The organism is Picosynechococcus sp. PCC 11901, assembly GCF_005577135.1.
Classification (GTDB): domain Bacteria; phylum Cyanobacteriota; class Cyanobacteriia; order Cyanobacteriales; family MRBY01; genus MRBY01.
Window position 1 is genome coordinate 2,700,968 of the sequence record NZ_CP040360.1, and the last position, 11,407, is coordinate 2,712,374.

The 11,407-nt window shown below is 48.9% G+C and carries 9 protein-coding genes; 5 read left to right on the forward strand and 4 right to left on the reverse strand.

Annotated elements, in window-relative coordinates:
• Positions 1-47 precede the first annotated feature (47 nt).
• Positions 48-1,364, reverse strand: a complete 1,317-nt coding sequence (locus FEK30_RS14085; RefSeq protein ID WP_138073529.1) for a sensor histidine kinase — start codon at positions 1,362-1,364, stop codon at positions 48-50.
• A gap of 279 nt (positions 1,365-1,643) precedes the next feature.
• On the opposite strand from FEK30_RS14085, the gene FEK30_RS14090 reads away from it, so the two are divergent.
• Positions 1,644-1,973: a DUF3155 domain-containing protein gene (locus tag FEK30_RS14090; protein ID WP_030006452.1), complete on the forward strand. Its 330-nt coding sequence runs from the start codon at positions 1,644-1,646 to the stop codon at positions 1,971-1,973.
• A 169-nt stretch (positions 1,974-2,142) separates the two neighbouring features.
• Here the strand turns inward: FEK30_RS14090 and FEK30_RS14095 are convergent, their stop codons facing one another.
• On the reverse strand, positions 2,143-2,682 hold the full coding sequence (locus FEK30_RS14095; RefSeq protein ID WP_232308889.1) for a cofactor assembly of complex C subunit B: 540 nt from the start codon (positions 2,680-2,682) through the stop codon (positions 2,143-2,145).
• A gap of 84 nt (positions 2,683-2,766) precedes the next feature.
• Between FEK30_RS14095 and FEK30_RS14100 the strand changes: the two genes are divergently transcribed.
• Both FEK30_RS14100 and queG read left to right on the forward strand, forming a co-directional pair.
• Positions 2,767-3,477, forward strand: a complete 711-nt coding sequence (locus FEK30_RS14100; protein WP_030006454.1) for a response regulator transcription factor — start codon at positions 2,767-2,769, stop codon at positions 3,475-3,477.
• A gap of 36 nt (positions 3,478-3,513) precedes the next feature.
• Positions 3,514-4,458 carry a tRNA epoxyqueuosine(34) reductase QueG gene (gene queG / locus FEK30_RS14105; RefSeq protein WP_138073530.1) on the forward strand — a complete coding sequence of 315 codons (945 nt, stop codon included), beginning with the start codon at positions 3,514-3,516 and terminating at the stop codon, positions 4,456-4,458.
• A 75-nt stretch (positions 4,459-4,533) separates the two neighbouring features.
• On the opposite strand, the gene tsf is transcribed toward queG, so the two are convergent.
• A complete protein-coding gene (gene tsf / locus FEK30_RS14110; RefSeq protein ID WP_012307568.1) occupies positions 4,534-5,190 on the reverse strand; it encodes a translation elongation factor Ts in 657 nt (218 codons plus the stop codon).
• Positions 5,191-5,239: 49 nt separating this feature from the next.
• Positions 5,240-6,010 carry a 30S ribosomal protein S2 gene (gene rpsB, locus FEK30_RS14115; protein ID WP_012307569.1) on the reverse strand — a complete coding sequence of 257 codons (771 nt, stop codon included), beginning with the start codon at positions 6,008-6,010 and terminating at the stop codon, positions 5,240-5,242.
• 621 nt (positions 6,011-6,631) lie between these two features.
• Here rpsB and psaA point away from each other — a divergent pair.
• Together psaA and psaB are read left to right on the forward strand one after the other, a co-directional pair.
• The gene (gene psaA, locus FEK30_RS14120; protein WP_099238850.1) at positions 6,632-8,851 is read left to right on the forward strand and encodes a photosystem I core protein PsaA; all 2,220 of its coding nucleotides are present in this window, start codon (positions 6,632-6,634) and stop codon (positions 8,849-8,851) included.
• 174 nt (positions 8,852-9,025) lie between these two features.
• Positions 9,026-11,227 carry a photosystem I core protein PsaB gene (gene psaB, locus FEK30_RS14125; protein ID WP_012307572.1) on the forward strand — a complete coding sequence of 734 codons (2,202 nt, stop codon included), beginning with the start codon at positions 9,026-9,028 and terminating at the stop codon, positions 11,225-11,227.
• The last annotated feature ends 180 nt before the right edge of the window (positions 11,228-11,407 follow it).

Below are 11,407 nucleotides of genomic sequence, written 5' to 3' on the forward strand. Positions count from 1 at the left end.
CTTAATGCAAAAATAGCATTCTAAATCTCAAAAATTAAATAATCAAATCAATTGCCTTGGGGAAGCTCGGCAGAGGTAACTTGATGAGGATTTGACGCGACTTTAAGCCACAACATAAAAGTGCTACCGGGGAGAGCTTCGGTATGGGGTAAGCCAATGGTTGGGCTATATACTTCAATGTCCCCGGCCATTTTTCCCACAAGATCAGCGGCGATCGCCAACCCCAGCCCAGTACCTTCAATGGTGCTTTCCGCCTGCACTCCCCGGTAATGCCGTTCAAAGACATGGGGCAAATCCGCTGGGGGGATGCCGTAGCCCGTATCGTGGACGGCAATGGTCAGTTCCTGGGCCTGGGCTTCTACCTGCAAGAACACTTGCCCCCCGGACGGGGTATATTTCAGCGCATTTTCTAAAAGATTATTCAAAACTTCCATCAGAGCCGTGTGATTCCCTAAAACCCAAGGAGACGGTTCTGGCAACCCATAATTTAAAGTGATTCCCCGCTCGGTGGCGATCGCCCCCAGGGAAGCGACGAGGGGAAGCACCACTTCTGCCACGGGTAACGGCTCTACGGAGAGGGAACGGTCTGGGGCAAAACTCGGTTCACCATTGGGCGGTAAAGCTAAACTTGGCCCTCCCTCCAACTGGGGAATTTGGGCCGTTAAGAGATCCACCTCTTCACTAAATTGGGTGAGCAATCCTTTCAGGCGATCGCTTTCCCGGACAATGCCTTCGGCGACCGGATAATTTTTCTCCGTCGGCAGTAACCGCTTCAACAACAACTTACCGAAGGTACTAATCGCCATCGTTGGATTACGGAGCTGGTGTAGCAGATCATGGAAATGCTCTTGCTCTAGGGCCTGGAGATGTTGCTGCTGGGTGAGCCGTTCCGTTGCCCAACTCTTTTGCTGATCCAACACACAGGCCAGCACTAAACTTTCGGCGATCAATTCAATCTGGGTCACCTCTGGCGATCGCCAACCCCGATCCCGGCGTCCCGTCGCTAAAATTCCCAAAATTAAATCACCATGCCACAGGGGAAATGCCCGAGCTGGTTCCCCCAACAAACCCACAAGATCATCCGGCAAAGCAGCCGCTTCCTCACCCATCGAGACATCAAGCCATTCCTCTTGATCCGGAACCATCGTTGCCATCTCCGTTGACCCCTGCCTCCCCGCCGCCAGCAAACGATCGGGAAAGGCACTAATGGGTTGGAGCGTAATTTCTTGATTCTCTTGATCTGGCTGGGCCAAATAAACAATCCCCCACTCTGCCCCAACGCCTTGGGCTAACAATTGCAACTGCCCTTGGCACAGGGACAAATACTCTGGGCTAACTGGCAACAGTTGCGGTAATGTCGTCATGAATTTCATCCTCCCAAGCCGCAATCCCTAGGGGATATTTCCCAGGAAACCTTGATAAATCAGGGGTTTTGACAAAAAACTTAATTCTTTTTTCACTTTTGGATTGATCGCCTACCTTCATTGGATTGTAGTAGATTTCTTAATACAAAAAATCCAACCCATCGCGAAAACCAGTCAATTTTCACTTGATTTTTTTCAATGGAGCCGATATACTTTGCTCGACATTCTGTAACTCCTGTTACAGCTGTTCTAAAAAAGTAAAGAAGAGGAGGTACTGGGTTGGCAAGAAAGCGTAAACGCAAGAGTCGGCGTCGGCAAGAAGGAAGAAAAATTTTAGAGATTGTCCCACAATATAATATCGAAAGCGGTGATGACAAACCCGTGACTGCAGCCCGCAAGCATATCGCTGCGAATGGGATTATGCCCCCAGCAGTCGTTGTAGTTAAGCGTAATGAGCATACCACTGATCGGTACTTTTGGGCAGAAAAAGGATTATTTGGTGCCCAATATGTAGAGGAGAATCACTTTTTATTCCCCAGTCTACGGGTGCTTTGTAGCAACGCCGATGAGGAAGTATCTGAAAAAGCGACTGTTTCTAGCAAAGCTTAAAGTTCCTTCAAAAATATATCACTTAACCTAACGTTTAGGTGATCTCTAATCCCCTTCTATCAATTTCAATACTCCCTAGTCCCACCCATTTTCGGGTCGGGGCTATTTTTGTCGCGTTTTTGCCATGATTTTAATGGATAGCTCAATTGGTTATTGTTGGGGACATTTCCTAAGCTTCATGGAGCTGGTAAGGCATCACCTGACGCAGTTGGATCAACTCATCCCGGTGGGCGGTCACCGTAATTAATTGGGTGGGAGTCTCAGTAATCGGTGTTTGTGTGGTGATCTGTAAAATAACTTTTTCTACCTTCCCTGCCTTACGCCAGTAAAAGAGACCTGCCAAGGGAGCCAGGAGACAAATACCAAGGAAAGCAAAGCCAATATTAGGATAGAGCAGTGCTAAGACCAGGGCAATACAAACTAAGCCGAGGGCTGCTAATAGGCTTAAAAAAACAGCAATAAAGCCACTGGGAGGAACAAAGCCTTCATAGGTGACAATATTATTGACACCATCAACGGTGGTAATCCGATAGGCTCGCTGTTCGAAGTAGGTTTGGAGACGCTCAAAGATGGATTCTTCAGGCTCTTTTGCCAATAGCTCTACTTGTTCGGTGCGATCTTTGATGGAAGCGCGAATGAAAAAAAACAGACCGACCATCAAGAGCAATGTAAGGAGGAGGGTCGAGGTGATTACGGATTGTTCTAACACGGTTTTTACAAGGAGGGCTTGAAGATTCACTGCATATAAATGTATATCGATCATGCTATATTTTGGAAAGTCTCCGGGAAAACCATGAAAAAAATTCGGGTTGTTCTAATTGAAGATCATGATTTAACGCGCATCGGGCTAAGAACTTCTCTACAACAATGTGCGGACATTGAACTTTTAGCAGAGGCGGCCAATGGAGCGGATGGATTGCGTTTGTTAGAAGAGATTCATCCTGATTTAGCGATTGTGGATATTGGTTTGCCTGAGCTTGATGGGATTGAGTTGACCCGGATTTTGAAACAGGAAAAGCTCAAGGATCAGTCCCACGAGGCGCAAACAAAGGTTTTGATTTTGACGTTGCAGGATGATGATGCCGCTGTTTTAGCAGCCTTTGCGGCAGGAGCTGATTCCTATTGTATGAAGGATATTACGTTTGATCACTTGGTAGAGGCGGTCAAAACGACAGACTCAGGCAACAGTTGGATTGATCCGGCGATCGCCCGCATTGTCCTCAATCAAGTGCAAGGGGGAGAATCCCTTTCTGGCTCTACAGTTACGATTCAAGCGACTTCCCCAGAAGATCAACAACTCCTAGAAAGCTGTCCCCTAACGGATCGAGAATTGGAAGTACTCCAATTGATTGTTGATGGTTGCAGCAACTCCGAAATTGCCGAGCATTTATTTATCACCGTGGGTACCGTTAAAACCCATGTCCGCAATATTCTCAATAAGCTTTGTGCCGATGACCGTACCCAGGCTGCTGTGCGTGCCCTTCGTTCTGGTCTGGTCGGTTAAAAAGCGCCTTGGCGGAGATTCATCAAATTATTCAAAATGTCGCAGTTGCAAACAGATAGGACTGTCCGAATCAAAAATTATGCTTTAAGTTTAGGATTTCATTTGGTGGGCATTGCCGATGCTACCGTGGACAATGCTCACAATCAACAGCAGTTACAGGCTTGGTTGGCGGCAGGGTATCAAGCGGAAATGGCCTGGATGACTAACCCAAAACGCCAGGATATCCAAGCCTGTTTACCAGGGGTGCAGTCGGTCATTTGTGTGGCCCTCAACTATTACACACCCCATGCCCATTCTGAAGCACCAGGCGTAGGCAAGATTTCCCGGTACGGCTGGGGCCGAGATTACCATCGTGTCTTAGGCAAACGTCTAAAAGCTTTCTGCCAGTGGCTCACCAAAGAATTTCCGGAGGAACACCACCGTTTCTATGTGGATACCGGGCCTGTCCAGGATAAGGTTTGGGCAGAACGAGCTGGCCTCGGTTGGATTGCCAAAAATAGCAATGTCATTACCAGAGAGTACGGTAGTTGGGTCTTTTTGGGGGAAGTCCTCACCACCTTGGCTTTGACGCCGGATCAGCCCCATACAAAGCATTGTGGTACCTGTACCCGTTGTATCGAGGCTTGTCCAACCGGGGCGATCGCCGCTCCCTTTACCGTTGATGCGAACCGTTGCATCGCCTATCACACCATCGAAAATCGAGCCGAACAACTGCCCCCTCACATTGCCCCACACCTACAAAATTGGGTGGCAGGTTGTGATATCTGTCAGGATGTCTGCCCCTGGAACCAGCGCTTTGCCCAACCCACCAATATTGAAGATTTTCAGCCTTACCCCAAACATCGTGCGCCAAAGTTAGCCGAACTTGCCACCTTATCCGAAACAGAATGGGATCAAAGACTCACAGGATCGGCGCTGCGGCGTATTAAACCAGCCATGTGGCGACGCAATGCCCAGGCAAACCTTGACCATCAACCATAGAAAAAACCTCCCCCATAACATGGAGAAGGCGGGACAATATTTAAGCACACACAATCAAATCAGAAATTAGAGTTCCTATTGACCCATTTGCGCAGCGACTTCTGCGGCGAAGTCTTCTTCTTTTTTCTCAATGCCTTCGCCCAGGACGAACCGTTGGAAACGACGAATTTGGATATTTTCACCAATGGTGGCGATCGACTGCTTCACAAGCTCTTCAACCGTCATATTCTGATCACGAATGTAAGGCTGATCCATCAAAGAAAGCTCTTTTAGGCGCTTAGCAATGCGGCCTTCAACAATCTTTTCTTTGATATTATCGGGTTTACCGGCCAGGTCATCGCGACCCATTTCAATTTCGCGCTCTTTGTCGGCAATTTCAGTCGGAATGTCATCGACTTTCACATACTGAACATTAGGACAAGCAGCGATTTGCATCGCAATCCCTTTGGCCAGATCTTTGAAGATATCACCACGGGCAACGAAATCCGTTTCGCAGTTCACTTCTACGAGAACACCAATGCCACCACCGGTGTGAATATAGCTTTCGATCAGTCCTTCGGCTGCTACCCGACCTGCTTTTTTCTCAGCAGAGGTAATCCCTTTCTGACGGAGCCACTCAATCGCTTTAGTGATGTCCCCATTGGTTTCACCAAGCGCTTTTTTGCAATCCATCATCCCTGCGCCAGTTTTATCGCGCAGTTCCTTGACAAGCTTTGCAGAAATTTGTGCCATGTTGCTGTTCACCAAAAAATTATCAGGTCAATTCAAGAAGATATTACGCTTATTCAGACTCAGATGCATCGGTCTCATCGGCGTACTCATCGATTGCTTCATCGAAGTCTCCGTAGTCACCGTTATCATCAACGGGCTGACCGTGGCGACCGGCATAAATTGCATCGGCCAATTTACCCACAATCAATTTAATGGAACGAATTGCATCGTCGTTGGCCGGAATTGGCAAGTCAACGGTTTGGGGATCGCAGTTGGTATCTAGGAGAGAAACGATGGGAATCCCTAATTTTTGGCATTCTTGGATGGCATTGTGCTCCCGACGTTGGTCAATGATCACCACAATGTCAGGGATTTTGCGCATATTCTTAATGCCGCCGAGGTATTTTTGCAGCTTGTCCAGTTCGCGACGAAGCATGGAGGCTTCTTTTTTCGGACGGCGAGCAAGGTTACCGCTTTCTTCGAGGGCTTCTAATTCTTTGAGGCGCTCAACACGGGTCTTGATGGTTTCCCAGTTGGTGAGCATTCCCCCCAGCCAACGCTGGTTGATGTAGAAAGCGCCACAGCGTTTTGCTTCTTGGGCAATGATGCCAGCGGCCTGACGTTTGGTGCCGACAAAAAGGACGTGCTTACCGTTTTCGGAAGCTTCCTTCATGTAGGTGTAGGCTTGTTCAACGAGTTGCGCAGTTTGAACCAGGTCAATGATGTGGACACCGTTACGGGATGTGTAGATGTAAGGTGCCATTCTGGGGTTCCAGCGGCGGGTTTGGTGCCCAAAGTGGACACCAGATTCTAGTAGCTCAGCGAGAGATACAACGGGCATATTCTGTTTACTCCTTTTCGGGTTAAACCTTCATCTGGGGACATTTCATCTGTGCGAAACACCCGAAAGAATCCCAGATGTGCGAGTTTTAAACAACCTTATCAGGGTAGCATAGCTCCGCATTTGAGGGGAGAGGTCTACGGAGAACAGGCTTGGGATGCGTGACAAAAACGACTTAAGGCGATCGCCAACAACCATTATTTCACTTAACCTTAGTGTTCATATTAGGCATTCTATAAAAAACGAAGGGACCCCCTTGGAATCATGGCCGTCGTCCCTAGGGGCGATCGCCAGAGAACTTCACCATAATGAAAGGTAACGTTACATTGCTTTTTGTTACAAAAAACCGTTTGAGTTTTCAGTTTTTCGGCGGAATTCAATTGATTTCAGCCATTGTGCCGTAATGATTTCAGGGAGTTTTAAATATTGTTAATGTCCCCCAACATCCTTGGAAAGTAGGCCCTATCATTTACATCAATGCTTTTTGCCCAATGGGTTTTAGAGCAGTCCTAAATCACTGGAAACCTTGCAAGCTGGTGATTCGCTCACAGCTTATCTATTTGAATACATCTATTTAGATAGAACCTTTATTACGTCGATTGTCTAGAGAGGAGAATCCTCATGGCAGTAAAGGTTGATAAGGATCCGGTACCAACTTCCTTTGAGAAGTGGGGCAAACCGGGTCACTTTGACCGAACTCTGGCACGGGGTCCAAAAACCACCACCTGGATTTGGAACCTCCATGCTGATGCACATGATTTCGATAGCCAAACAAGTGATCTCGAAGATATTTCGCGCAAAATCTTTAGCGCCCACTTCGGTCACCTTGCTGTAGTCTTTGTTTGGCTCAGCGGCATGTACTTCCATGGCGCAAAATTTTCTAACTATGAAGCTTGGTTAAATAACCCCACTGTTATTAAGCCAAGTGCACAAGTGGTTTGGCCCGTTGTGGGTCAAGGCATTCTGAACGGAGACGTCGGTGGCGGCTTCAGCGGTATTCAAATTACCTCTGGCCTGTTTTACCTCTGGCGTGCTGCTGGTTTTACCAACTCTTATCAGCTCTATGTGACTGCCATTGGCGGTCTTGTTATGGCAGCCCTAATGGTGTTTGCCGGTTGGTTCCACTACCACAAAGCAGCTCCAAAACTGGAATGGTTCCAGAATGCTGAAGCCATGATGAATCATCACCTATCCGTATTGTTAGGTTGTGGTTCTTTGGGCTGGACTGGCCACTTGATCCACGTTTCTTTACCGGTAAACAAGCTCCTAGATTCTGGTGTGGCTGCAAAGGATATTCCTTTACCCCACGAGTTCTTTGATGCTTCGGTAATGGCGGAACTGTATCCCAGCTTTGCCCAGGGTCTGAAGCCTTTCTTCACTTTAGATTGGGCTGCATACTCTGATTTTTTAACCTTTAAGGGTGGCTTGAATCCCACTACTGGTAGCCTCTGGCTTTCCGATGTGGCTCACCACCATTTGGCGATCGCTGTTCTCTTCATCATCGCGGGTCACATGTACCGGACTGGTTTCGGTATTGGCCACAGCATGAAAGAGATCCTCGAAGCCCACAAAGGCCCTTTCACTGGCGAAGGTCACAAAGGTCTTTACGAAATTCTAACCACCTCTTGGCACGCTCAATTGGCGGTTAACCTCGCGCTGCTTGGTTCTTTAACCATTATCATCGCGCACCACATGTATTCCATGCCTCCCTATCCTTACATGGCAACAGATTACGGCACTCAGCTGTCTCTGTTCACTCACCACACTTGGATTGGCGGCTTCCTCATTGTTGGTGCTGGTGCCCACGGCGCAATTTTCATGGTTCGCGATTACGACCCTGCTAAGAACGTCAACAACCTCTTAGACCGCGTAATCCGTCACCGTGACGCGATTATTTCTCACCTCAACTGGGTTTGTATTTTCCTTGGCTTCCACAGCTTTGGTCTCTACATTCACAATGACACCATGCGTGCGTTGGGTCGTCCCCAAGATATGTTCTCTGATTCTGCGATTCAGTTGCAGCCTATCTTCGCGCAGTGGATTCAAAACATCCATACCCTTGCTCCTGGTGGCACCGCTCCCAATGCGATCGCCTCTGCGAGTCAAGTTTTCGGCGGTGACGTAGTGGCAATCGGTAACAAAGTTGCCCTAATGCCCATCACCCTCGGTACTGCTGACTTCATGGTTCACCATATTCATGCGTTTACCATCCACGTCACTGTACTTATTCTGCTGAAGGGTCTTCTCTATTCCCGCAGCTCCCGTCTCGTACCCGATAAGGGTCAACTGGGCTTCCGCTTCCCCTGTGACGGTCCTGGTCGTGGTGGTACTTGCCAAGTTTCTGGTTGGGACCATGTCTTCCTTGGCCTGTTCTGGATGTACAACTCCCTCTCTATCGTGATTTTCCACTTTAGCTGGAAGATGCAATCCGATGTTTGGGGCACAATCCTCCCAGACGGTAGCGTATCCCACGTCACTGGTGGTAACTTTGCCACAAGCGCAATTACCATTAACGGCTGGCTCCGTGACTTCCTCTGGGCACAGTCTTCTCAGGTGATCAACTCCTACGGTTCTGCACTGTCGGCTTACGGCATCATGTTCCTGGCGGGTCACTTTGTGTTTGCCTTCAGTCTCATGTTCCTCTTCAGTGGACGTGGCTATTGGCAAGAACTCATCGAGTCCATCGTTTGGGCACACAATAAGCTCAAGTTGGCTCCTGCGATTCAACCCCGTGCTTTGAGCATCGTTCAAGGTCGTGCGGTTGGTGTTGCTCACTATCTCCTCGGTGGGATCGTGACAACCTGGGCCTTCTTCCTAGCGAGAAGCTTGTCCATCGGTTAACTCTGAAATGGTTTACCGATCGCCAATTTCAGGGGGAGTTGTAAGAGTTGTATTTCACTCGATTCACCTTCCCTCCCAATTGGCTCCTAGTATCTTTCCCTGCGGGAAAATACAGAGGTTACATTTGAAGACCTCACCCTCATTTGTTTAACGAGGAGAACCTCAAGCATAGTTATGGCAACTAAATTTCCAAAATTTAGCCAAGACCTTGCTCAAGATCCCACTACGCGTCGGATTTGGTACGGAATCGCTACAGCACATGATTTCGAGACCCACGACGGGATGACTGAGGAGAATCTTTACCAAAAGATCTTTGCTTCCCACTTCGGTCACCTCGCAATCATCTTCCTGTGGACTTCCGGCACCCTCTTCCACGTTGCTTGGCAAGGCAATTTCGAGCAGTGGATCAAAGATCCCCTGAATGTCCGTCCCATCGCCCATGCGATCTGGGATCCCCACTTTGGTCAAGGCGCAATTGATGCCTTTACCCAAGCGGGCGCTTCTAACCCTGTAAACATTGCATATTCTGGGGTTTACCATTGGTTCTACACCATTGGGATGACCACCAATGCTGACCTCTACCAAGGCGCAGTATTCCTTCTGATCCTCTCTTCTCTGTTTTTGTTCGCAGGCTGGCTGCACTTGCAACCCAAGTTCCGTCCTAGTCTTGCGTGGTTCAAGGATGCTGAATCTCGCCTCAACCACCACTTAGCTGGTTTGTTTGGTGTCAGTTCTTTGGCTTGGACAGGTCACCTCGTACACGTTGCAATTCCTGAGTCTCGCGGTGTTCATGTTGGCTGGGATAACTTCCTTTCTGTGAAGCCTCACCCCGCTGGTTTGATGCCCTTCTTCACTGGAAACTGGGGTGTGTATGCGCAAAATCCTGATACTGCGGGTCATGTGTTTGGCACATCCCAAGGTGCAGGTACTGCAATTCTGACCTTTCTTGGTGGTTTCCACCCCCAAACTGAGTCTCTCTGGTTGACTGACATTGCCCATCACCACTTGGCGATCGCCGTGCTGTTTATCATCGCGGGTCACATGTATCGCACCAAGTTCGGGATTGGTCACAGCATCAAAGAGATCCTCAATGCCCACCAGCCCCCCAGTGGTAAGCTCGGTGCCGGTCACAAAGGTCTTTACGATACCGTTAACAACTCCCTCCACTTCCAGTTGGGTCTGGCGCTTGCTTCCTTGGGTGTAATCACCTCCTTGGTGGCACAGCACATGTACTCTCTGCCTTCCTACGCGTTCATCGCCAAGGATTACACTACCCAGGCAGCCCTATACACCCACCACCAGTACATCGCTGGTTTCTTGATGGTCGGTGCGTTTGCCCACGGTGCGATCTTCTTCGTCCGTGACTACGATCCCGAAGCGAACAAAGACAACGTTCTTTATCGCATGCTGGAGCACAAGGAAGCCCTGATCTCCCACCTCAGCTGGGTATCTCTCTTCCTCGGTTTCCACACCCTCGGACTCTATGTCCACAACGATGTAGTGGTTGCCTTCGGTACCCCCGAAAAGCAAATCCTCATCGAACCTGTCTTTGCTCAGTTTGTCCAAGCGGCTTCTGGTAAAGCACTCTACGGCTTTGATGTACTTCTTTCCAACGCTGATAGCATCGCTTCTAATGCAAGTGCGGCTTATCTTCCCGGCTGGTTAGATGCCATCAATAGCGGTTCTAACTCTCTCTTCCTCAACATTGGTCCTGGTGACTTCCTCGTTCACCACGCGATCGCCCTCGGTCTCCACACCACCACTCTCATTCTTGTGAAAGGTGCGTTGGATGCCCGTGGTTCTAAGCTGATGCCCGATAAGAAAGACTTCGGCTACAGCTTCCCCTGTGATGGCCCCGGTCGTGGCGGTACTTGTGATATCTCCGCTTGGGATGCCTTCTACCTCGCAATGTTCTGGATGCTGAACACCCTGGGCTGGTTGACCTTCTACTGGCACTGGAAGCACCTCGGCATTTGGCAAGGTAACGTTGCTCAGTTCAACGAAAACTCCACCTACCTGATGGGCTGGTTCCGTGACTACCTCTGGGCGAACTCCGCACAGTTGATCAACGGCTACAACCCCTACGGTGTAAACAATCTCTCCGTCTGGGCTTGGATGTTTCTCTTCGGACACCTTGTTTGGGCAACTGGTTTCATGTTCCTCATCTCTTGGCGTGGTTACTGGCAAGAGCTGATCGAAACCATCGTTTGGGCCCACGAGCGCACTCCCCTGGCGAACATTGTTCGTTGGAAGGACAAGCCCGTTGCGCTCTCCATCGTTCAGGCTCGTTTGGTTGGTTTAGCTCACTTCACGGTGGGTTACGTCCTCACCTACGCGGCCTTCCTGATTGCCTCGACGTCAGGTAAGTTTGGTTAATTAAGTTCTTCTGAAAATTAACCTGCTAAAATCTCACCCCTTGTCTTTTAGGCAGGGGGTTTTTGCTTTGCGATGAAAAAAACCTAGGACAATGGGTCAAATATCCTAGAAAAGGCGGAAATAGTTTGTTTCTGCACAAAGGAAGGAAAAAATAACGCTATGCTGGACACAAACTTGGCA

What these genes read in the sequence shown, in the direction of transcription:
- FEK30_RS14085 (WP_138073529.1), bottom strand. Translation starts at nt 1,364, where the DNA reads ATGACGACATTACCGCAACTGTTGCCAGTTAGCCCAGAGTATTTGTCC.
- FEK30_RS14100 (WP_030006454.1), top strand. Translation starts at nt 2,767, where the DNA reads ATGAAAAAAATTCGGGTTGTTCTAATTGAAGATCATGATTTAACGCGC.
- queG (WP_138073530.1), top strand. Translation starts at nt 3,514, where the DNA reads ATGTCGCAGTTGCAAACAGATAGGACTGTCCGAATCAAAAATTATGCT.
- tsf (WP_012307568.1), bottom strand. Translation starts at nt 5,190, where the DNA reads ATGGCACAAATTTCTGCAAAGCTTGTCAAGGAACTGCGCGATAAAACT.
- rpsB (WP_012307569.1), bottom strand. Translation starts at nt 6,010, where the DNA reads ATGCCCGTTGTATCTCTCGCTGAGCTACTAGAATCTGGTGTCCACTTT.
- psaA (WP_099238850.1), top strand. Translation starts at nt 6,632, where the DNA reads ATGGCAGTAAAGGTTGATAAGGATCCGGTACCAACTTCCTTTGAGAAG.
- psaB (WP_012307572.1), top strand. Translation starts at nt 9,026, where the DNA reads ATGGCAACTAAATTTCCAAAATTTAGCCAAGACCTTGCTCAAGATCCC.